General features: G+C 46.0%; 17 protein-coding genes. 6 read left to right on the top strand and 11 right to left on the bottom strand.

Going from position 1 to position 23,680, the window contains the following annotated elements; translation table 11 throughout:
• Window positions 1–38: 38 nt before the first annotated feature.
• The 4 genes from GXP65_RS19055 to lrp form a co-directional block, all read right to left on the bottom strand.
• Window positions 39–1,394, bottom strand: coding sequence for a replication-associated recombination protein A (locus GXP65_RS19055; protein WP_205455587.1), 1,356 nt, complete (start codon window positions 1,392–1,394; stop codon window positions 39–41).
• Window positions 1,395–2,021 carry an outer membrane lipoprotein chaperone LolA gene (gene lolA / locus GXP65_RS19050; protein WP_162093493.1) on the bottom strand — a complete coding sequence of 209 codons (627 nt, stop codon included), beginning with the start codon at window positions 2,019–2,021 and terminating at the stop codon, window positions 1,395–1,397.
• 61 nt (window positions 2,022–2,082) lie between these two features.
• Entirely contained in the window at window positions 2,083–5,406 is a 3,324-nt protein-coding gene (locus GXP65_RS19045) for a DNA translocase FtsK 4TM domain-containing protein (RefSeq protein ID WP_162093492.1), read from the bottom strand.
• Between the two features lie 152 nt (window positions 5,407–5,558).
• Window positions 5,559–6,053 (bottom strand): leucine-responsive transcriptional regulator Lrp, encoded by a 495-nt coding sequence (gene lrp / locus GXP65_RS19040; protein WP_005528862.1) that lies wholly within the window; start codon window positions 6,051–6,053, stop codon window positions 5,559–5,561.
• Between the two features lie 156 nt (window positions 6,054–6,209).
• Here lrp and ald point away from each other — a divergent pair, with 156 nt between their 5' ends.
• On the top strand, window positions 6,210–7,334 hold the full coding sequence (gene ald / locus GXP65_RS19035) for an alanine dehydrogenase (protein WP_162093491.1): 1,125 nt from the start codon (window positions 6,210–6,212) through the stop codon (window positions 7,332–7,334).
• Window positions 7,335–7,427: 93 nt separating this feature from the next.
• Here the strand turns inward: ald and GXP65_RS19030 are convergent, their stop codons facing one another.
• Window positions 7,428–8,624 carry a methyltransferase gene (locus GXP65_RS19030; protein WP_162093490.1) on the bottom strand — a complete coding sequence of 399 codons (1,197 nt, stop codon included), beginning with the start codon at window positions 8,622–8,624 and terminating at the stop codon, window positions 7,428–7,430.
• Window positions 8,625–8,677: 53 nt separating this feature from the next.
• Window positions 8,678–9,652, bottom strand: a complete 975-nt coding sequence (cysB, locus tag GXP65_RS19025) for an HTH-type transcriptional regulator CysB (RefSeq protein ID WP_005425353.1) — start codon at window positions 9,650–9,652, stop codon at window positions 8,678–8,680.
• A 338-nt stretch (window positions 9,653–9,990) separates the two neighbouring features.
• Between cysB and GXP65_RS19020 the strand changes: the two genes are divergently transcribed.
• Complete coding sequence (locus GXP65_RS19020) at window positions 9,991–10,755, top strand: hypothetical protein (protein ID WP_038889536.1); 765 nt, start codon at window positions 9,991–9,993, stop codon at window positions 10,753–10,755.
• A 126-nt stretch (window positions 10,756–10,881) separates the two neighbouring features.
• Window positions 10,882–11,661, top strand: coding sequence for a tRNA isopentenyl-2-thiomethyl-A-37 hydroxylase MiaE (locus tag GXP65_RS19015; protein WP_162093489.1), 780 nt, complete (start codon window positions 10,882–10,884; stop codon window positions 11,659–11,661).
• A gap of 242 nt (window positions 11,662–11,903) precedes the next feature.
• On the opposite strand, the gene GXP65_RS19010 is transcribed toward GXP65_RS19015, so the two are convergent.
• Together GXP65_RS19010 and GXP65_RS19005 are read right to left on the bottom strand one after the other, a co-directional pair.
• A complete protein-coding gene (locus GXP65_RS19010) occupies window positions 11,904–12,932 on the bottom strand; it encodes a metal-dependent hydrolase (protein WP_162093488.1) in 1,029 nt (342 codons plus the stop codon).
• Window positions 12,933–13,089: 157 nt separating this feature from the next.
• Window positions 13,090–13,347, bottom strand: a complete 258-nt coding sequence (locus GXP65_RS19005) for a hypothetical protein (RefSeq protein ID WP_010646166.1) — start codon at window positions 13,345–13,347, stop codon at window positions 13,090–13,092.
• Between the two features lie 396 nt (window positions 13,348–13,743).
• Here GXP65_RS19005 and guaD point away from each other — a divergent pair, with 396 nt between their 5' ends.
• Entirely contained in the window at window positions 13,744–15,162 is a 1,419-nt protein-coding gene (guaD, locus tag GXP65_RS19000) for a guanine deaminase (RefSeq protein WP_162093487.1), read from the top strand.
• Between the two features lie 94 nt (window positions 15,163–15,256).
• On the opposite strand, the gene GXP65_RS18995 is transcribed toward guaD, so the two are convergent.
• The 3 genes from GXP65_RS18995 to GXP65_RS18985 form a co-directional block, all read right to left on the bottom strand.
• Window positions 15,257–17,695 carry a M9 family metallopeptidase gene (locus tag GXP65_RS18995; RefSeq protein WP_162093486.1) on the bottom strand — a complete coding sequence of 813 codons (2,439 nt, stop codon included), beginning with the start codon at window positions 17,693–17,695 and terminating at the stop codon, window positions 15,257–15,259.
• 255 nt (window positions 17,696–17,950) lie between these two features.
• A complete protein-coding gene (locus GXP65_RS18990) occupies window positions 17,951–19,780 on the bottom strand; it encodes a hypothetical protein (RefSeq protein ID WP_162093485.1) in 1,830 nt (609 codons plus the stop codon).
• A gap of 17 nt (window positions 19,781–19,797) precedes the next feature.
• Window positions 19,798–20,667: a YDG/SRA domain-containing protein gene (locus GXP65_RS18985; RefSeq protein WP_162093484.1), complete on the bottom strand. Its 870-nt coding sequence runs from the start codon at window positions 20,665–20,667 to the stop codon at window positions 19,798–19,800.
• Window positions 20,668–21,007: 340 nt separating this feature from the next.
• Here GXP65_RS18985 and GXP65_RS18980 point away from each other — a divergent pair, with 340 nt between their 5' ends.
• Entirely contained in the window at window positions 21,008–22,336 is a 1,329-nt protein-coding gene (locus GXP65_RS18980; RefSeq protein ID WP_105065063.1) for a sphingomyelin phosphodiesterase, read from the top strand.
• Window positions 22,333–23,292 carry a chromosome partitioning protein ParA gene (locus GXP65_RS18975; RefSeq protein WP_162093483.1) on the top strand — a complete coding sequence of 320 codons (960 nt, stop codon included), beginning with the start codon at window positions 22,333–22,335 and terminating at the stop codon, window positions 23,290–23,292. Before GXP65_RS18980 ends, GXP65_RS18975 begins: the two co-directional genes overlap by 4 nt.
• Window positions 23,293–23,680: the final 388 nt, after the last annotated feature.

Raw genomic sequence — 23,680 nt, 5'->3', positions numbered from 1 at the left:
GTTAAAAAAATTTACTGAACAAATGTATCCAAAAACGCCTACTTTTCATAGCGCTTTTGTGGGCTATTTGCGTCTAAAGTAGCCAAGTAATCTAACTTTTCGCCGATTTTGGTCTCTAGACCACGATTTGTCGGCTGATAGTACCTACGATCGCCCATTTCAGGCGGCAAATATTGCTCACCTGCGGCATAAGCTCCAGGCTCATCGTGCGCGTAACGATACTCTGCCCCATAACCCATGTCTTTCATCAAACTGGTCGGCGCATTTCGAAGGTGATGCGGCACTTCATATTCAGGCAAGTTATGAGCATCTGTGAGCGCTTGTTTCCACGCCACGTATACCGCATTACTTTTTGGCGCACATGCTAAGTACACGATCGCTTGTGCAATCGCACGCTCACCTTCTGCCGGACCAACACGAGTAAAGCAATCCCAAGCGGAAAGTGCCACTTGCATTGCGCGAGGGTCAGCATTACCCACATCTTCAGAGGCAATCGCCAGTAGGCGGCGAGCAATGTACAAAGGGTCGCAACCTGCTGCGATCATACGTGCAGCCCAGTAAAGCGCGGCATCAGGGTTAGAGCCACGAATCGACTTGTGTACAGCAGAGATTAAGTCGTACCAAATGTCGCCTTTGTTATCGAAGCGAGAGACTTTCTCCCCTGCTACTTCCGCAAGCAACTTAAGTGTGATCTCTTTTTCACCTTGTGCATTGTCTTCTGCCATATCATAGAGCAGCTCAAGGTAGTTGAGAGACATGCGAGCATCACCGTTTACCAGTTCTGCTAGGCGATCTAATACGTTATCAACGAAGTGTGCAGGCGTATTACCCAGCCCACGCTCTTTGTCACTGATCGCTTGATTCAGCGCCAGTGAGATTTCATCTTTATCGAGAGACGTTAACTTGTACACACGCGCACGTGACAGCAATGCGTTGTTTAACTCAAACGATGGATTTTCTGTCGTCGCACCAATAAAGGTAACGGTGCCATCTTCGATATGTGGTAAAAACGCGTCTTGCTGAGATTTGTTGAAGCGATGCACCTCATCCACGAATAGAATGGTGCGGCGACCCGCCATTTTATTCTCACGCGCTTTCTCGATTGCAGCACGGATTTCTTTCACGCCAGACGTCACCGCAGACACACGCTCTACTTCCGCATTAGCATAGTTTGCTGCCACTTCTGCCAACGTCGTCTTACCTGTGCCTGGGGGTCCCCAAAGGATCATAGAGTGAATATGACCAGCCTCTAGCGCACGGCGTAGTGGCTTACCGGGACCTAAAATATGCTGCTGCCCGATGTATTGTTCGATCGTTTCCGGTCTCATACGAGCAGCAAGGGGACGAAAATCTTCGTCCCCCGAGAAATCTAATGTGTAATTGCTCACTACCAATTAATTCCTTTGGTCATCCACTTCCACGCCATTAGGAATAGTGAATGTGAATCTGTCTGCTTTTGGTTTTCCAAGCTTCACGTTATTAAAGGTGAACAAGCCTTTCTGACCGTCTTGTTCAACCACGTTGAAGCCTTTCACCACACCTTTGGCATCAATATTAATCTGAAATTGCCCCTGTGTGGAGTCTACCGCAGTAGGAATAAGAGTGAACTGGTCACCCTTTTGGGAGATCTTGTAGTTATCCCAATCACTTGCGCGGTTACGTGTTAACAAAACAAATGGCGTTTGCTCTGTTGCTTGTTCTTGCCAGTAGATACTCACTTGCTCGATGAACGGGCTGTAGTACCACAAAGTTTTACCGTCAGAAACCAATAGGTTTTCATCAGGGAATGTTGTGCTCCAACGGAACAGGCTCGGACGAGCGATTTCAACCGTGCCTTCCCCTTCCATCACTGTTTCGCCTTCAGGGCTGATCACCTGTTGTGAGAAATCCGCAATGAAGCCATCATTCATAGAAAGTCGTTTGTTTAATTCATCTTTAGGAGACGCGGCATGTGCAGTAGAGAAGAGAGAAAAGCTTAAAACAAGCGCAGAGAAAAGTTTCGCTGAAAATAGTTTTTTCATTCAGATACCTATTGTTAGAACCACTCACCTCAGTTGGACTGAGGTGAGTAACACAAGTTCATTAATCTTTTGGTGGTGCAGGTGCCAGTACTTCACGGTTACCATTATGGCCCGGAGCACTTACGATGCCTTGCGCTTCAAGCTGCTCAACAATTCGAGCCGCTCGGTTGTAACCGATCTTGAATCGACGTTGTACACCAGAAACCGAACCACGACGCGATTGCACTACGTGCTCTACGACTTGATCGAACAATGGATCCACTTCTTCATCCGATTCCATCTGTTCTCCCGGAAGCAGGCTTTCTGGACCTTGGTCACCACTGATGATCTCATCGATGTAGTTTGGCTTACCACGCGCTTTCCAGTTGTTTACAACCGCGTGAACATCATCGTCCGATGCAAACGCACCGTGAACACGGGTCGTATGGCTTGAACCTGGCGGTAAGTAAAGCATATCACCCATACCCAATAGCGATTCTGCACCACCTTGGTCAAGGATAGTACGTGAGTCCGTCTTCGTAGATACAGTAAACGCCACACGCGTTGGGATGTTCGCCTTAATCAGACCGGTAATAACGTCAACCGATGGACGCTGCGTCGCAAGGATCAAGTGAATACCTGCCGCACGCGCTTTTTGCGCCAAGCGTGCAATCAGTTCTTCAACCTTCTTACCAACCACCATCATTAGGTCGGCAAATTCATCGACAACCACAACAATGTAAGGCAGTTTCTCAAGCAACGGCGGCTCAGTGTCCATGCTGTCGCCTTCTTGCCAGAATGGGTCGTGAATTGGGTGACCTGCGTCTGCGGCCATCTTAAGCTTCTCGTTGAAGCCTTTCACGTTACGTACGCCCAATGCCGACATCAGTTTATAACGACGTTCCATCTCGCCCACACACCAACGTAGTGCGTTAGACGCGTCCTTCATGTCCGTTACTACTTCAGAAAGTAGATGAGGAATACCTTCGTAGATTGAAAGCTCCAACATTTTCGGGTCGATCATGATGAAACGCAGATCTTCTGGCGATGCTTTGTAAAGCATACTCAAGATCATCACGTTTACACCTACTGACTTACCAGAACCCGTTGTACCCGCTACTAGTACGTGAGGCATTTTCGCGATATCTGCAATCACCGCTTCACCGGCGATATCTTGACCAAGAACGACCGTTGTTGGTGACGTTGCTTGTTCAAACTGAGGGCTACTGATTACATCAGACAAGAATACCGTCTGACGGCTCATGTTAGGCAACTCTAGACCGACATAAGGTTTGCCCGGAATCACTTCTACTACACGTACCGCCATTGCAGACAGCGCACGAGCCAAGTCCATAGACAGGCCGGAAATACGGCTTACTTTCACGCCCGGCGCCAAATCAAGCTCGAATCGAGTGATAACAGGGCCAGGGTAAATACCGACAACGTCCGCTTTGATCTTGTAATCCGCAAGCTTGGTTTCAACCAAACGCGCCACCTCTTCCAGAGCATCACGATCGATAAAGTTATCGCGCTTCTCCGGGTGGTAAAGCAATTCTAGCGTTGGTAGTGGTTCTGCTGGTACTGGCAAGTTTTGCTCTTGCTGCACCAAGAATGGGTTCTGCTGAGCAGCCACTTTCGCTTGAGCGTTCGATACCAAGTTTTGGAATGCTGCGACATCTTGATCGCCGTCTTGAACCTCTTCTACCTCGACTTCTTGAGGTGCAGGTTCAAACGTAGCAGAAGGCGCCGGCGCTACCGATTGTGGTTGCGGTGCGACTTGCTGCTGCATAGGTTGTTCTTGTACAGACTGTTGTAGAGGCTGAGATTGTGGCTCTACATAAGTAGGCTGAGCTTGTTGAACAGGCTGCTGCGCTTGGTAGTCATCTTCTTCATCTACAACATCGAAGTCCGAAATAGTTGGCTCGATGTGCTGGCTTGGCTCAGTTTGCTCAACAATGCTATCCAGTGCTGCAGCGTTAATCACAGGCTCTTCGTTTTGAGGCTGTTCTGCGTGTTCCATCGGCGCTTGAACTGGCGCTTGCTCTTGAGCAACTTGCGCCTTTTGAGCCTGCTCTGCTTCGAACTGAGCATACTCATCGTAGCTTGGCTCATTATCGTACGATTCCACAACGCTTGATTCAGACTGCACAAACGGTTCTTGCGGCGCTGCCGGTTGATGAGCAGTTTGCTGGCCAACCTCTTGTTGAGCAACAGCAGGCTGAGGAACCACTTCTTGAGAAACAGGCTGTGTTGCTTCAGGCTGAGCCGCAATAGAAGCAACAGCAGGCTCTTGTGCTTCTTGAACTTGCGGCGCTTCATCAGCCCAATCATCGGCTTGTTGCGCTGCGGCTTCTAATTCTTCAATGGTGACGTTCAGCTGCTTAGTGCGCTCAACCGCTGGGTCAACATTGTCTGTGTTTACGGTACGAACAGGCTCAACAGTTTGAGCTTGCTCTTGGACCTGAGACTGAACTGGAGCCTGAATCGGCGCTGCGTTCACAGCTGCCGCTTGTTGCGTTGGCTGCACAATAGGTTGCGCTGCTGGCTGCTGTTTCGATTTGTCTACGTTAGATTGCTCTACCGCCGATTGTGGCATGTAGATCGGGTATTCATGTGCAGGCGCTTCTTGTTTCGGCTCTTCTACTTCGTAAGCAGTAAGGTACGGCAGAGGCTCATCTTCCAGCTCCTCTTTACCACGCTTGCTCATCACTCGGTCTTCTACAAACTCATCCAACTGAGGCTCAAGCGTTTCTTGTTCAGTGCCACGAGCTTTGTTTGTAACAGCGGCAACAGCACCAAGTGCACGATCACCCAGCCACTCAACAATCTTCAACCAAGAAATACCCGTAAATAGAGTAAAGCCTGCTCCCCATAGGAAAAGAAGTACAAGCGTTGTACCCAGCACATTCAGTGTAGGTAGAGACAGACTACTTAGAACGTCACCAACAACGCCACCAGACGAGAAGTACCAAATGTCGTCAAAGTTGATATCAGCAAGACCACAACTGGTAAGAATAAGGATAACTAAACCTAATAGACGAGTACCCCACAACATAAGGTCGATAGGATCGTCTGCGGAGCGCTTACGGCAAATCACCCATGCACCTGCCGTCAGCAGGAATGGCAATGGGTACGCGAGGGAACCGAAGGTAAAGAATAGCGTGTCGGCTAACCAAGCGCCGAACAAGCCACCAGCGTTATTGATCTCTCCGCCCCAAGCAGTTTGGGACCAAGACGGATCGGCTGGGCTAAAGGTAAATAGTGCAACGGCCAACAATACCGAGCTAAGAACGCCAACGATAAAGCAGCACTCTTTTAAGCGTTGGAAGCCATTTAGACGTGAAGACTGAGGCTCTTCACTGGTTTTGATAATGGTTTCGACTTTCTTTGCGTTCTCTTTGAACATAAATCAACTTGAATATGGAAATGAATTAGGAATAAGCAAAACATTCCGAGCGGCACAAAGCCGCTCGGTAAATTGATTTAACCATATCAAAGAGAAAAACCCAATTACTCTATGGAGAAAGCGGAAGCATTTACCGCTTTCTTTGCAAGAATTTAACGAGTTTTAATCACAAGCTGGTTAGTTTGCTTCACTTCTTCCATAACGACGTAGGTGCGAGTGTCGTTTACGCCTGGAAGACGCAGTAACGTATCGCCCAGTAGTCGACGGTAAGCACCCATATCAGATACACGTGTCTTTAGAAGATAGTCGAAATCACCTGACACTAGATGACATTCTTGGATGTCGTCTAGTTTTTGAACAGCTGCGTTAAACTGCTCGAACACATCTGGCGCACCACGGTTCAACGTAATTTCTACGAATACCAATAGTGATGCATCTAGGAACTGCGGGTTTAATAGCGCAGTGTACCCTGTGATGTAACCTTGACGCTCTAAGCGACGCACACGCTCCAAACACGGCGTTGGAGATAGTCCTACACGTTTTGAAAGTTCAACGTTCGAAATACGACCGTCTTTCTGCAGTTCATTAAGAATGTTGCGGTCGATACGGTCTAGTTCCTTGGACGGCTTCTTATAGTTCTCTGCCATTTTTTATTCCACCTTATTACTTCCTTGCAAAAAAATATACTACAACTTTTTAATATTTGGTGCCAAATATTACAAATCAACATCTATACTAGATATTAATTCGACAATAACACCCTACAAACAGTTAATACAACCATTTTAGAAAGAGGACACAGGATGATCATTGGCGTACCTAAGGAAATCAAGAACCACGAATACCGTGTGGGTATGATCCCAGCTAGCGTGAGAGAACTTATCTCACATGGTCACCAAGTTTTAGTTGAGACCAATGCAGGTGCTGGCATTGGTTTTTCAGACGATGATTACATCGCTGTAGGCGCATCCATTCTTCCTACTGCTACAGACGTGTTTGCGAAAGCAGATATGATTGTAAAAGTAAAAGAACCCCAAGCTGTCGAGCGAGCAATGCTCCGCGAAGGGCAGATTTTATTTACCTATTTACACCTTGCACCAGATTTTCCACAAACTGATGAGCTAATCAAGAGCAAAGCTGTCTGTATAGCGTATGAGACTGTAACAGATAATATGGGTCGTTTGCCACTGTTAGCACCAATGTCAGAAGTGGCAGGTCGGATGTCTATTCAAGCAGGTGCGCAAACGTTGGAAAAATCGCACGGCGGTCGTGGTTTACTACTAGGTGGCGTACCTGGTGTTGAACCTGCGAAAGTTGTTGTAGTTGGCGGTGGCGTAGTTGGCGCGAACGCAGCTCGTATGGCTGTAGGTCTTCGTGCAGACGTGACTATCCTAGACCGTAACGTAGATACACTACGTAAACTAGACGAAGAATTCCAAGGTCGCGCTAAAGTGGTTTATTCTACTGAAGACGCTATCGAGAAGCATGTTCTAGAAGCGGACCTAGTGATCGGCGCAGTTCTAATCCCGGGTGCAGCAGCACCTAAACTGGTAACAAAAGAGCACATCGCTAAGATGAAGCCAGGCGCGGCGGTAGTTGACGTTGCGATTGACCAAGGTGGTTGTTTCGAAACTTCTCACGCGACAACGCACGCAGAACCAACTTACATCGTTGACGAAGTGGTTCACTACTGTGTAGCAAACATGCCAGGTGCAGTGGCTCGTACTTCAACATTTGCACTCAACAACGCGACGCTTCCATACATCGTGAAGCTAGCAAACAAAGGCTACCGTGAAGCACTTCTAGAAGACAAAGGTTTCCTTGAAGGCCTAAACGTTATCCACGGTAAAGTGACTTGCAAAGAAGTCGCAGAGAGCTTTGACCTAGAATACGTTGATCCAACGCAAGCTATTGCAATGTTCAACTAATGACAAAATAACGCATAAATTGTCACGTTTTGTTTACAAAAGCCCACTGAAAAGTGGGCTTTTTTGCATAGAGCATTTAGCTATAAAAAAGATCTAAATCTTATAAGCGCAAATTAAAATGTTTCGAGGTGTGACAGATTTAGCGCAAAACTCTGCCAATCTAACACGATAACCACGTTCTTCAAGATAAAGTGCTTTGTCTAAAGCGAGCCAAATCTCCAACGGACGTTGAAATACCAACTGGACCAGACTCAAACGCTCCATTTGCCAAAAGCGCTGTTCGCTTAACTTTTCAAAATGATCGAAGTCGATTTCTTGAGAAAGATCGATGCCCTTCTGTTCCGCTGCCCAGCGACATAACGATTCAAAGCCATCACTTAATTGCGACTTACGAATGCTTGGCACTGGCTGATATCCTTCCATGCCCAAAGCTTGGCGCGTGATCAAATCAAACCCTAAACGAAACACCATTTCTTGCTGACGATGACGGCGTACACGTTCACCACCCGTCACAGTTTGCTGCAGCGGAATACGCAGCTCTTGCTTAGACAGCGAGAGAGAAGACGCTCTGCCCTGCTCCGACATCGGCTGATACTGCTCAGACTGAATCAAATGGTAACAACAAGGCGAGATTGTCATCGCAGCAATGCCGTTTTCGCTGCCGTACTGCATCAAACGAACATGAAGATCACCACACGCATGCAATGCTACTGCGTGTTGGGTTGGCTTAAACACCGCTTTGGCTTGGCTATTGAACGCATCACCTTGAACAAACGTCATTTTCCAATGATGCTCATTTGCCGCTTGTTGCCCCGAATCGCACAGCGCTTGTTGGTATTCAAAACTGGTAACAGGCTGATCGGTTTGCGTTGTCAGGATGCGTCCCAAGTATCCTTTACCTGAACACCATTCCAGCCACTCTTCACCGTGATGATGTTGAATCGCCGCTTCGCCCATAGAGCTAATTTGCTCCAACTTACGGCCAGGAATGCCACTGTCTAACCCGCGAGCAAGCTCTAAGCCGTTTAACGCTAGAGGTTCTAAATGCGTCAGTTCAGCGAGCGTTTCAAGTTCTGGCAAAAAAGGACTAAGTGTCTGTAAAGCGAGCTCAGGTTCTGCTTTGTATTCTTCGATTTGAGAGGGAGAAAGAGACGCTAACCACTGGCACAACTGAGGATGTTGCGCTTGCCAAGGTAACGATGCGTGAAGGCTGCTTTGAAATGGATCGAATCGCCACAACGATTGATTTTCGATTAAGCAGTCATTAATAAATTGAAATTGCGTTTTCATAGCTCCCCCTACAACGAGCGCATTGTAGAGGGAATCGAAACAGCAATGAAGTGTTATCTAACCGGAAGTTCGATGTCTTTAAACATCTCTTCAATTTCTGAGTTCGACTTCAGTGAAATCGCTTGTTCAACCACAGGACGGGTTAAGTGTGGAGCAAAGCGCTCCATGAAATCGAACATGTAAGAACGCAGGAAGGTACCACGGCGGAAGCCAATGCTTGTGGTACTTGCGCCAAACAAGTGGCTTGCATCAATGGCAACCAAATCGCCGTCTTGGTCTTCATCCACCGCCATGCTTGCAATCACACCAACACCGATGCCCATACGAACGTAAGTTTTGATTACGTCGGCATCCGTTGCGGTAAACACCACGCGTGGCGTCAAACCTTCACGGTTAAATGCGGTATCCAACTCAGAACGACCAGTAAAGCCAAACACGTAAGTCACCAGCGGGTAAGCCGCCAAGTCATGAATAGTGACAACGTCTTTCTTCGCCAACGGGTGATCTTTTGGTACCACGATAGAACGATTCCAGTGATAACAAGGCAACATGATGGCATCTTGATAGAGGTGAAGTGCTTCAGTAGCAATCGCAAAGTTCGCTGTGCCTTTGGCAATCGCTTCAGACATCTGTGAAGGCGTACCTTGGTGCATGTGCAGCGATACTTTCGGGTAACGAGCCGTAAAGCCTTTGATTACGTCAGGAAGTGCGTAACGTGCTTGGGTGTGCGTGGTAGAAATATTCAGCGTGCCCATTTCTGGGTGAGTGTGCTCACCTGCCACGGCTTTGATGCTTTCCACGCGCGCCAGAATCTCTTGAGAAATTCGCACGATCTCTTCACCGGCCGGTGTCACCTGCGTTAAGTGTTTACCACTTCGTTCGAAGATCTGAATGCCCAGTTCATCTTCCAACAAACGGACTTGTTTACTGATGCCCGGCTGAGAAGTGTAAAGACTCTCTGCTGTCGCAGACACATTCAGATTATGGTTCACAACCTCAACAATATACTTCAGTTGTTGCAGTTTCATCGTAATCCCTTACTCATTGATTGAGATAATAACGTCATACTTATCTTGCCTACTCGCCAGAGTAGATATAATGATTAGTTATAACGTGTTAGCAACTAAATGAACAGTAATTTCTAACTTATAGCTCAAGCTCATAGCTAATCATTTATCTCGCCTTCATATGCACAAAGTTGAACCTTTAAAATCCGCTTTTTTATACAGCTCACCGTATTCTCTGCTTAAATCCGACGGAAAACGTGTTTGGGGCAAAATAATCAAATAAATAGGGTGCCGGGAGAGAGAAGATTCATGTATTCTCTATCGCTAGTCATACAAAAGTAAAAAGCAGACGCAAAGATATGAATACTGGTTTAATAGTCATTTTGGTAGCCGTTCTACTGGTCTTGATCCTTGGGTACAACATCATGTTGCAGTACAAGGTGAAAGTAGAGACCGCGAAAAGACAGGAGTCTGCTCGTTACGTGACACTGATTGACGGTACCGAAGAGCTTATTGGTCACGCTCACCATATTCCTTTCAGCAAGGACCTACTGCTGTGCCTAAACAATCGCATTCTTGATGCTCTTGAAAGCATGCGCGAGCTGGATCCAAAGAACAAACAGCTTGTCCAACGCATCGAGAACATGAAGCAGCAAATTACTCAACTTAAAGAAAGTAATCAAAGCGGCGAAAGTACGACGTTCAAAATGCCAAGCAGCGACAAGCAAGCAATCCTAATGCTAAAACTGGTTAAACGTCTGCGTGATACGGTTCGTAACGAACACAACAAAGGCCGTTTGGATACACAAACTTACGTAACGGAAAATGCGCGTCTGGAAACGATGCAAATCCGCATCAACATCGAGAACGTGATCAAACGTGCGAACGATTCCATTGCCCGCGGTCAGCCTGGCACTGCCCTACAGCTGCTTCGTAAAGGCATCGATGCGCTCAGCACCAAAAACGACGCATACTCGATTCAAGCGAAACAAAAACTTGAAGATATGCTTGGTGACCTAGATAAGAAACGCCAAGACAAAAACGATGCTGAAATGCAGCAACTTGCCGATAAAGAACGTGACAGTGATATGGATGCGCTCTTCGGCGAGAAGAAAAAGTGGTAAACTCTCCACAAGCTTTCCGCCCTATCCGATTAAAGGCTGCGTTTGCAGCCTTTTTTGTGTCTTATCCCTTTGAAAAGACGCTGGCTGGATAAACCGAAATTTGAATGTAAAGTATTAAAAATTAAAATGATTAATCTCGACGCCTATCAGGACCTTCTTGCTCCAATTAACCAATTCTTGCAATGCAGCACCCCAGATGAATGGGTTGAGGAAGCAAAGAAGCCTGAAAACCTTCAAACCATTTTATTAGACCATCTACTGTGTGAACTGAAAGCCGGCCAATCCGCGATGTTCCTTATCCGTAAATACGCCGTAGACAAAGCCAGCTCACACGCTCTACTCGATTGGTTCAAACCTTATGAAGACTTCGCGTACCGCAAGACAGGCTCCCTTGAGACTCTGAAAGGCAAGAGCAATATTTCTAAAGCGATCATCGCTAAATCAGACTCGCCTTACAGCCAAGATCTGATCGACAAAATGGTTCTGCTGATCAAAGAAGAGTTACACCACTTCTATCAAGTGCTAGAAATCATGGAAAGCCGTGGCGTGGAATACAAGAACATTCCAGCAAGCCGCTACGCGAAAACGCTGATTTCTGAGATGAAGACGCATGAGCCTGAAACCTTGATTGATAAACTCATTATCGGTGCCTACATCGAAGCTCGCTCTTGTGAACGTTTTGCAAAACTGGCTCCGCATATGGACGACGACATCGCGAAGTTCTACGTTTCTCTGCTGCGTTCAGAAGCACGCCATTACCAAGATTACTTAATTTTGGCAGAGCAAATCGCAGGCAAAGATATTAGCGAGCGCGTCGCGGAGTTTGGCCGCCTTGAAGCTGAGCTAATTTCAACACCGGATGAAGATTTCAAATTCCACAGTGGCGTTCCAGTGGTAGTGGCATAGGCTGCAGCCCGACGTTAATTAAATACCAAAAAGCCGGACATCACGTCCGGCTTTTCTTCTGGAACTAATCCCGTACTCACTGTAATTCTGTATTGGCAAGAGATTCACGACTGCGCTCCTTCTTCGCTTTCGGGAGTGACACGCTTAAGACATCTCACAACATCAACATCGTCACTCCCATCACTCGTATCTTCATCCCCAAGAGCGAGGCACGAGCGAGTTGGGGATCTCATACACGTAAACTAAGAACGTGCACTCAACGCCATACGCTGCAGATTCGCATCAATACTCTGGTCACCCTTCAGTCTCTCCCAAAGCTGACCGAGCAAATCTAAACTGCGCTCACTCGGATAACGTTGGGTCGATTCTAATAGCTGCCACTGCCCATCTTCACCTTTCTCAGCAAAGATAAACTCGAACGACAGATTGTTAGAAATACCCAAACGCAAGTCCGTCACAATCAGAGCATCATCTTCCACGCGATAGTTGAGGTAATCGTGAGAAAAAGCCTTTAATCCTTTCAGCGTGTCCGGCTTATCTGCCATCGGCCAACTGCCAAGAGGATGCGTGACAAAATCAATGCGCTGATCACTGTCTAATACCGACGCTAAACCTTCGTAATATTGGCCATCGTCCATCACCACCACGCGCCATAGAAACGTGTTAAACGGCGTTGGTGTAATCAGCACTTGCTGATTCGGTAAGTTCTGCGCAGCCAAGTTTTGCTCAACACGAGACGCAACCATTTGTTGAGAGGCGTATCCCCAACCGAGATAAAGTGTGGAGATAAGCACCACGCTTTGACACCAGCGTCCACCGCGAGATTTAGAAAACAGTGCCACACCGATCGCCAGCAACAGCGGCAAGGTGTAAAGCGGATCGATAATGAACACGTTCCGCAGCTCAAAATAGCCCTCAAATGGCCAAATAAGCTGGGTGCCATACGTCGTCATTGCATCCAGTAAGGTATGCGTCACGAATACACTGACAGTGAGGAAAAACACACGTGATAACGTCCAGAAAGAATCAGGTCGCCAACGGCAATAAAGCCAAGAAATCAGCAGCGCAAAAGGAGGCAATACCAGTAAAGAGTGCGTAAAGCCACGATGCTTAATTGTGTTCTGAACCGCATCACCGTAGTCCAGAATCACATCCAGATCTGGTAAGGTACCGAGAGCCGCGCCCATCAGCAGTACCTTGGCATTACAGTGCTGACCTGCAATCGCGCCAGCAACGGTCGCCCCTAATGCTGCTTGTGTGATTGAATCCATATCCCGCTATCTACACTCATTCATGACAAAGATTGATTGGTTCGAAAACTAAAACGACTTTCAATAAGAGTCAAACCACTCACCCACTTTGTGTCTCTTATTTACTTACTTTTACACACTAAGGGGAGATCAAATGCCTTGGCACGTTTAAAGCCATTTACTGGCTAGCCGTAGCCTCTGGGCGGGAGATTTTCTTGATCAATGCTTCACGTCGGAGATCTAAGATCTCATCAATCAATTTCTCTTTGGCGTTGATGCCAAAGTGCTGATCGTAGTTTTTTACTTTTTCAATTTCATGCGGGTGCAAGCGGTACACCTCATCTTTTAAACGAGCCTCAGCTTCGCTTTTAATCAAGCCTTGGTTTTGTAGCAGCTTAATGATCACTTCATCAGCTGGGTTTACTGCTCTTGACATGTTTCTCCAATCTACAAGTTAAGTTGTTCGCCAAATCGCTGATCAACTCAGCTTATTCATTTGGCATCGCCAATTTACGTCGCACAACTTATAGCCCAAACATGACAACTTTATTGCAGCCCAAGGTCATTTATTAGCAAAGCATCGCATGCACCACTTAGGTTCAAACCTTTGTTTTTCTTCACCATCATGGATCGTGAGTACCCACTTTCAACTTACGCCTCTTTCCGCCGAGCCCCATTCTGTCTGCTCTGAGAGCTCAAACGGACATCTGGCACACATCTCGCTGTAGTGACTGTGCTTTTAATGGTTTTCGGTTGTTACACTCTATTGACAAGGACTTGTTCTGATAAGTCAAAAACCATGAATTTTTTAAACGATTCAATGGAGTGACTTATGAACAAAAACGCGATCCTTCTATCTTTACTCGGTACGGCTTTCTTCTCTTCTCAAGCAGCGGCGGACATCACCGCAATCCGCTCTAGCCTATTACATTTCATCAACGATCCAGCCAAAGTTGAACACCTTCCCGATGCCTATCAGTATTTTGAAGACGGTTTATTAGTGATTGAAGATGGTCATATCAAAGCCATCAAAGCGTTCAGTGAAAGCGATTCGACACAGTACCAAGAGATTGTCGATCACAGGGGAAAACTCATCGTGCCGGGCTTTATCGACACACACATCCACTACCCACAAACTCAGATGATTGCAGCGTATGGCGAGCAACTGCTGGAATGGTTAGAAACCTACACCTTCCCAACGGAAAAACAGTTTGAGGACAAAGCCCACGCCAAAGCCATCTCTCAGTTCTTTATTAATGAACTGCTGAAAAACGGCACCACCAGCGCATTAGTGTTTGGCACTGTTCATCCACAATCGGTGGAAGCGCTTTTTGAGAAAGCGTTAGATAAGAACATGCGTATCATTGCGGGGAAGGTCATGATGGATCGCAACGCGCCAGACTACCTACTCGACACACCTGAAACCGGCTATCAAGAAAGTAAAAACCTAATCAACAAATGGCATAACCAAGGACGATTGCAATACGCCATTACCCCGCGCTTTGCCCCTACCTCGACGCCCGAACAATTAGCGGCTGCTGGGAAACTCAAAGCCGAGTATCCCGATGTGTATGTGCATACCCACTTGTCAGAAAACAAAAACGAAATCGAATGGGTGAAGTCGCTCTTCCCCGACCGTGAGGGCTACTTCGATGTTTACGAGCACTATGGTTTGGCTGGCAAACGTTCTATCTTCGCCCATGCCGTTCACCTGACCGACAAAGAATGGAGTGCATTTCAGCGTACCGATTCCGTCATTTCCTTTTGCCCTACCTCCAACCTATTCCTCGGTAGTGGCCTATTTGATTTAGAAAAAGCGGAACAGAAAGGTGTACGCGTTGGCTTGGGCACCGATGTAGGCGCAGGCACCAGTTTTTCTCAGTTAGAATCCTTAAATGAGGCTTATAAAATCATGCAGTTACAAGGTAAGAAACTGTCCGCATTTAAAGGCTTGTACTTAGCTACATTGGGCGGGGCGACATCACTCAGCCTCGATGACAAGATAGGCAATTTTGAAGCAGGAAAAGAAGCTGATTTCGTTGTCCTCAACTGGGCGGCAACAGACTTGCAAAAACTGCGTTTCCAGCACTCTAAAAACTTGGAAGATAAGCTCTTTGCTTTAATGATGTTAGGCGATGAGAGAAACGTCGAAGCAACCTACATAGCTGGCAAACTGGCCTATTCTGCCGATGGCGAAGTCACTAAAAAAGCGAAAGTTACTAAAAAGACGAAAGTCGAGAACTCAATCTAAACAGACCAAAGTCTTGAGCATCGAGACACCTAAACTCGAAAGCCGGACGCAGTGTCCGGCTTTGTTTTACATCGATACTGGTTCAGAGTAACGGTTAGTGAAAGTAAACCATCATCTCCACTTCATCCCCTTGTTGCGGCGCATCCAACGTGAAGTGCAAATAGCCCGCCTCAGTCACTGGAATTTGCAGAAACTCATTACTGCCTGTGTAGTTAGATGCGTATTCATGCTGATCTGCGGTTGGCCAGTAAGCTCGGCTCGCGTACAGGTCTACATCGCCAATATCAGCATTGCCGTTTGTATCCATTAGCCATACACGCACTTCTTGAACACCTTGCGGTACATAAACCGCCGCATAACGTCGTTCGAATACCTTGAGCGTCTGCGGTTTACCCGATTCCAATACTACAGGCGTTAAATCATCTCGCTCCGGCGTTGTTGGTGTTGGCGCCTCAGTTTCCAATGAGGCCTTTAGCGTTACCGCATTAAATTCAGAACGACCTGTGATGCTCAGGTAATAACGGCCCGGCTTAATGTAGCCCGATGGCTCTGGCTCAAACGTCACGATCTCATTGCTGCCCGCGCCATATTGGCTGAATTCGAAATCGTAGTAATGCGCTTCTTGCTTAAAGCTCATGTACAAATCTGCGTCACCTTGAGCGTCGCCTTGGATCTCGACTTCAAAGTGAGTCGCGTATTCAGGCACATCAACGTAGAACAACTGCTCACTGTAAGCCGCACCGCTCAGCACCACACTCTGGTTCGCGGTAAGCTTAATAACTTGGTCAGAAGGTTCCGTCGGCTCGCCCGGATTTGGATCTGGGTTTGGCTTAGGTGGCTCAGGCTCATTAGAAACGGAACCTAACCAGCGTTCAAACTCACCATCGTATTGCTCACCCAGCAATCGGACCTGCCTCGCCCACTCTGAAAACTGACCAGAACGAGAGAGCGTAAGCAAACTCTCCACCTCTTGCGGATGTTCTTCCAACACAAAGCGCACCGCGAGATAGCCCCAGCGATAAACGCGATTAGTATCGTGAGAGTAAGTGGTCGCAAACACCTTAGATAGGCTCATCTTGCCCTCTGCAATCAAGTCAATCGCCGCATCGTAGCCTTGCTTGTAATGCATGTATTCAGCAAAACCTTCTAGCCACCATACAATATAACCGTGCTCTAAGTTATCGCCGAACGAGCCATATTGGTTGAATCGTGCATCGAGGTAGTGCGTGTACTCATGCTCTAAATTAAGAATAGAAAGCTCGTCACCATTGTTGTAACGGTAAGCCACAAAGCGCGCCACGTTGCCTGTTTCTGCCGGGTTACCTTCCAGATACTGACCGCCGTTGTCGGTGGTATTGCCAAACAAGAACGATGAGTAGTCCGCGTAACTCGCCTTGCTAGCAAACACCGCTACTTCTACTCGTTCATTGCTGTCGTCTGCTACCGGCTGATGACCTGTATTCGCCACTTTATGGAAGTCCGCCTCTTTCGCTGCTAAAACCTCACACGCTTCCTGTGCCTGAGTTTGAGTCAAATCTTGCGAACGAATGATTGCCGGGCCATCACACTCATACCGATTCGGCAGTACTCGCGCTGCTAGATCGCGCTTGGCTTGGTCTAAGTTCAGACCGTTTAAACCTTCTGGTGCGTAGTATCCCATCATCTCAACCGCGGCTAGCCATAGCTTGTCATGCTTGCTCCCCAGCGGATATTGCTCCATCACTCGTTGCATCTCTCTCAATGCCGCGGTACGAGTTGAAGAATAAGGGCTGGCAAGCAGGCGACCCACTTCACGCACCGCGTTATACACCAGAAAACTCGCGTCGGTATCCAGTGCCCACTCGTTTTGCTGAGCGAATTTTATCAGTACTTCTATGTGCTGATTATGGTCTGCCATGTAACGATAAAAATCGTCTCGCACAGCATGGCCAGACATAGCACGGAAGAGGTTATTCAACCCATCGACCCAATGCGTATCTTGCGCAGTTTGCGGGTTAAAACGGCGAAGGGCTGCAAGTTGAGATTCCATCGTGAGCGGCAGTTGCTTCACGTTGTCGACCATCAAAGTCAGGCTCTTCATTGCACCTACTTGCTCACGCCCTTGGTCTAACGCATGACGGTTAGCAAGGAAGGCATTCGTCGATTGGGCAAAACCTTGGCTCAACCCTTGTGAATAATCTGGCTGTTGCGCGTTGTAGCGAACGTAATAAGCCGCGCGTACGAACTCACCTAGGTTTTCCAATTGGCGTGCTTGTTCTGCCTCACCTTGATAACTTGCAATGGCTCGATTCAGAGCGGTCTGAATGCGACTTAAGCTCGCTTCACTGTAGATATCATTTAAAGAATCGGCAGGGGCAGAAAACCAAGATTCGTAACAATGATAAGTGGCAGCAGAGACAGCAGATGCAAGATCCGGAGCTTGCTGAAGCGAAGGGACTTCACACCGCTCTTCAGCAAATGAGAAACTGGAAACACTGGCGAGCATACAAGCGAACGCCAAGCGATGACGTGGGAATAGACGGGTATGAGACATAACGACACTCATTGATTGATTTAATAATTGAGGCCGCTGTTATATTCCTTACAATCGGAATGGTGAATTCAGTTGCATAAAATTTATGAAGTCAGTTCAGGAAATAGATTTTACGCCCTAATTTATAAACTAATTACTAAATATGCCGATTATCTCTCTACGAAAACGTTACGCAACTGATTGAAATATCAAAGATAAAATCTAATCATAAAAAAGCCAGACGGTGTGTCTGGCTTTTTAAATTAAAGAAAGTGTTTAGAGCCGACTATCATCAAAGCCTAACAGATAAAACTCTGCACCAGATGAACGAACTGCATTTTCCGCACTGACCAATAACACGTCAAGCTGCCTTTTTATCTTTGAATTCTCTATTTTCGTATATGTTTTTTTCAAAGTATGTGGCTGAACAATTATCACCCTGTTCTTTACCTTACTGATACCATTTATTTCCTCCAAAGCTTCAATAAAATCTGAAGGATCTACTTTCTTCCCATCTCGCCAACACTCTTTTTTAGATGTACTTTCCAATCGCTCCCTCAAATCCGTTGCGAGAGTTTTTCTTGAGCAATATCTCAAGTTCTTAACACCTTGATTCAAAACAATATCGTGAGCTCCGACTGAAATTTTACGAGTCGGACTATCTGTTTTAGCGGCTTTAACATGAATTAACGATATTAAATGCATTCCTTCATGTTCGACATAGTGAATGAAATCTGCTTTTTCTCCAGCTCCATCATCACAAAAAAGCCAACCAATTTGACGCTCTGTGGTATTAAAATCTTTAGAGTCTAACCAATTACCGCTCCATCTATTTTTCACCCAACAAAATAGCGACTTTTCAATCCCAATATTTTCTAATTTTGGTTTTTTAGGGTCATCTCCTGGCTTTTCTTTTTTGACGTTATAGTCTTCGTAATCAGCCCAGACTATATTATCATACTCTACATCTCTATAACCCGTTTTAAAAACCATACCATTAATTATGGCATGACCAGACTCAAACCAACATTTAATTATATCTGGATAATCAAATATTTTAATATAAGCATCAAATAGTTTTTGTTTATTTCTTTCAGAATTTTTACTTTTCACTTCAAAGTGAACGCTATAGTTATTTACTACTGGTTGTACTGTAATGTCTCCAACCTTTTCACCTTCAAAGAAGACATCTAGAGATATACAACTCTCATCAAAGCCATCTACGATTTCCGCATGATAGGTATAATGAAGTTTTTTAAGAAGTTCTTTTCTTCTCTGCCCATCCTCTTCTGGGTAAAACTCATAGTCTACTAGTGAAAAATCATACGGCTCCTTTAGTTCATTACAATCTGAAATTGGATAAGATAATATACTAATTGGTTTGGTGTCTTGGTCATCATTGCTAGACAGTAGATCTAATATTTTGATCACTATATTTTCGAATGTTTTCCAGTCCTTACAGCTTCCCCTCCAAATTGAAGACTTGAATGGGTTAATACCAACAGATGTTTTTGAATCTGGTGGGCCATACTCTGTACGTACAGCAGACATCATATATGATTGATCAATCAATGGGTCTAGTGTGTCCGCGACGCTATCCCCACCAAGAACTTTAGAGTCGGCTTTAAAATTACTTTTTCCATGAATACCTGACAGCCAAATCATCTTGATCTTATCTTCATTCACAAAGTTGTTGTTTAATTGATTTATACTTATTGGCTTCAGTGTTTTTAAGTTAGATTTGCCAAATAGCTCTCGAATAAAATCTTTTTGACCTTTTTCTGAAAAGTAAAAAGCAAAATATTCATCAACAAAGAATGATACAAAGACATGGTGCTCCATATCCAACAATTCAACATTACCAATTAACCAACTAGGCTTCTTAAGTATCCTATATGGTGTTATATACACTTGACCAATCTCACCAATATTATGCTCGATAACTTCTGAAGGATATATTCCATTCTTTGAACCATCAATTAAACTAGTCATAACAAAATCATGTATATTACGGTAAGATTCATCTCCAACTTTTTGCCCCAAAAGAATAGAAAGATAAGGGGCGATATTATCTTTTTCTATGTCTAAGTAAATTTTATCTGTCATATACATTAAACCTTGTATTAACTCCCAATTAACACTTTAAAATAATGTTCACGGTGATACTGAAGAAACGCCTGTTCAATCTTGTGTTTCTTGTTCAGTGTTAATTGCCCTTCTAGGCCAATCAAACTGAAGTCATCCGCGATTGAGAACACACCGTTATCAAACATCACGTGATGGTTTGGACATAAGCACAGAATGTTTTCGACCACATCAGGGCCGCGATGCGGTTCACCAAGCGGTTTAATATGGGCAGCTTCTGCGTAAAAACCTGCTCCTGTATCAATGGCTAAGCCGCACACTTGGCATTGGTATTGATGCCAGTCTTTCACCTGCTTTGCCTTTCTGTAATCTCGCACGATCTTATTGATCGTTACTGCTTGGCGAGACGTCACTTCATAAAGTGCTTTGGTTGCGTCTTGCAATTCTGCCGCAGGTTCCGAATCAACTTGGACAAGTTTATAACGCCATACTTTGAAGCCGGATAACCCTTGCTCACACCAATAATCTTCAACGCGATATAAGCCCGCATATTGGTAACCTTTAGCAGGAGAATAATGGCTTTGGTGTTTATGACTTCGAGTAACTCGGACGGGTAAACCCTCTAGCTTGTTTCTAGCCAGAGCGAGGTTGGTGCGTTCTAATTTTTGATCGGCAATTTGTTTATTGGTGTTTTCGTCGCGACCACCAGCACCGGTATAGATGATGACATCACCAAAATCTTCGTCGTCTTCATAACCGCCGGAAAGTACGATTGAATCAGCGCCTTCTTTAGCGCCACCACTAATACCAGCCTGCGTTGGAGGATGAATGCCAGATTTGGCTAACGCGGCTCGATTTTCAAACATGTCACCGATTTCTGTATCGGGTATGTGTCCAAAAACTCTCATAGTAAAACCTTGTATGTGTACTACTCAGTGAGAAAAACCATCGCCAATAGCGGCAGTATTCCGACCGATACATACGCTAACGGTATCACAATCAATCAGGTTTATATGCGGTAAACATTCTCATTTTTCACAAGAAGTTTTTGTGGTGACAATCGTTTATTTTCATATAGATAGAGAGCAGCATAGGGTAAACAAAATGCTCGATATTGCATCTCTACCTAAACAAAGATCACAACTTATTATCAAAGTCCGACGTGCGGTTTGCTGTCATCCATATTTAACGTGCTAGTCATAATTATCAATAAGAATAATAACTCTAATTCGACATATGGACAGACAGATGAAACTAACACAATGGATTATTTGGCTAAGTGGCTTACTCGCACTGCCAAGCTTCGCAGATACCGATGTATACCTAACGAATAACTCGGACCAGCCTTTAACGATTCAAGTCACTCACGAAGGCAGTGACTTATTGGAATACGGCGAAGAGTGGCAACAACATGTGCAAGTGCTTGGCCCATGGGAAACTAAATCAATTTTAAGCTTTAACCGCTGGGAAGGCGTTCGAACCGGTCAGCAGTATCGCTTCGAGACCGTAGTTTCTAACCCCTTGGGTGAAAGCATTACTTTAAAGCAAGTGATGGACGGCCATTGGTATAACTCCACCATAAAATATGGTGTCTCCGCTGCCGATGTGGTTCTGGCATTAAAAGAGGATCGCAATATCCACCGCTCTGCGACCGATGCATTTGGTACTCGTACAACCGAGCTGGCTTTTAAATCCGACAAAACCGCTCGCTACGATGACTTGTATTACACCATCACGCCGAACAAGGTCGATGAGATTGCCGATGACAACGAACAACACCTTAAGTTGGTGACTTACAACATTTGGGCTCTGCCAGCGGTGGCTTCTCACATTGGTGACCGCTACGAGCTGATTCCTGAATACGTGAAAGGTTACGACGTGGTGGCACTGCAAGAGGTGTTTGCGGATGGTCGAGAGGCGTTTTTGCGTGAGCTTGCTAAAGAATACCCATATCAAACCAAAATGCTGGATAAGGATGGCTTCAACATTCATGACGGCGGCGTGACGATTGTGAGCCGCTACCCTATCGTGAATCAGGCGCAGTACGTCTTTCCCGATTGTTCTAGTACTGACTGCTTCGCCGACAAGGGCATAAATTATGCGGAGATCATTAAAGGTGGTCAGGCTTACCATGTCTTTGCCACTCATGCCGCCTCTTCTGATACAGACATTGCGCGTGAGCATCGTCAGCGTCAGTTCAAGCAGATGCGCGCGATGGCTAAATCCTTGAATATCCCAGCCAATGAAACCGTGGTTTACAGCGGCGACTTTAATGTAAATAAGTTGAAGTTTCCTGGTGATTACCAACAGATGATCGCGAACCTCAGTGCGGTTGAGCCTGAGTATTCTGGTTATACCGCGTCGACGTTTGACCCGCGCATTAACAACTTTGCAGGCAAAGCGTTATCTGGTGGCGACAATGTGGAGTACCTCGACTACGTGATGGTGAGTAGTGAATATGGCGCGAAGTCGTTTAACGATAACCGCGTAGATGTTCCACGCTCAACGGCAGCAAGTCTATGGAAGCATTACAATCTGTCGGATCATTTCCCAGTTAGTACAGTGCTCAAGCCATGAAGCCAATCGCGTTAATTACTGTGTCCGCTGTGGTGGCGGGCACAATTTGGTTTTCAGCCAAGGGAGGCAAGAGTGATAGCTTGTTGCCGTTATCTTCTGCATTGGAAAAAACTTCTGAACCTCAAGCGAACGACGGTGCATCTTTAGCGGTGAGTCAATCGACTGGTAAGGTCATCGTACCAAAAGCCAAAGAGACCCCCTCTCCGATTGAGGCCATATCTAAGCGCTTGACTGAGCTCAAAGGGCGAGCATTCAAAGCAGAGATAGAGATGTTTTGGCATACGTGTATGTCTGACCACAACTGCGAATCTCAATTGGCTGAGCTTGAAGCGCATTTGTCTGCGGAGCGTTTTGCCCTGCTAGCGAATTACCACCAGCTCAATAGCCTTTGGCAGCAAAGCTTGGGAAATTTGTTGTTTGATGAGCAACAGCCGTTGGCGTCTCGTTTGGCGCTTCTCAAATCAGAAGCAAAAAAGATTTGGGGTGAACTGGCAGAGGTTATTTTTGCTGATGAGTTCGCGCTGTACGATTTTAGTCTGCAAGCCGAGCAATTGGCTTCAACTCCCGCTCAAGACTATGTGCAAGCCTACGAGGATTTGCTCCAAACGTGGCAAGGTAGTGAGGCTGCGTTGGGTTTAGAGAGCCATCAAGCCAAGTATGAGCGTGCGGTCGCATTGATTCCTGATGACGTAACTGAATCAGAGCGTGAGGCGTTGATTCAGGCATTTCAACGAAGTTACCTTTCTGAGCAAGAGAGTGAAGAGATAGTCGCCCGAGCGCAGCAAATTGCAGAGCAAAAGCAGCAAGTACGCGATTATCAAAGTGAGTTGCAGCAACTGGAATCAAGGCTGGCATCGCAAAGAGCCACCAGCCACGCGAGTTGGTCAGATTCCGAGTGGCAACGTTATTACCAACAAGAGGTTGCGGATTTTCGCCGTGAGTTCTTCGCGGGTTAATCACTCACTTGTTTATTGAGATGTAAGGATAACCGAGAGATTACCTACTCGCTCAAAACTTAAACTAGGTCATTCCAGCAAGCCTAGGCGCGACTAGGAATCTGGGTACAGCGAGCTGGAACTTTGAGAGAACATCCGGATTCAACAGCACTTGGTAGGTAGATTCTGAATTACTCTCGTTCCTCGCTTTTCAGAATGACGACATTTCGATCATGTGTGTGAATTGAGTCCCTATAAACCACCACCCAAACCTCAAACGAGTCATTCCAGCAAGCCTAGGCGCGACTAGGAATCTAGGTACAGCGAACTGGAATTTTAAGAGAACATCAGGACTCAACAGCACTTGGTGGGTAGATTCTGAATTACTCTCGTTCCTCGCTTTTCAGAA

The organism is Vibrio sp. LB10LO1 (genome assembly GCF_010092875.1).
In the GTDB taxonomy this organism is placed as follows: Bacteria; Pseudomonadota; Gammaproteobacteria; order Enterobacterales; family Vibrionaceae; genus Vibrio; species Vibrio campbellii.
This window is presented reverse-complemented; position numbering and strand designations above follow the sequence as displayed.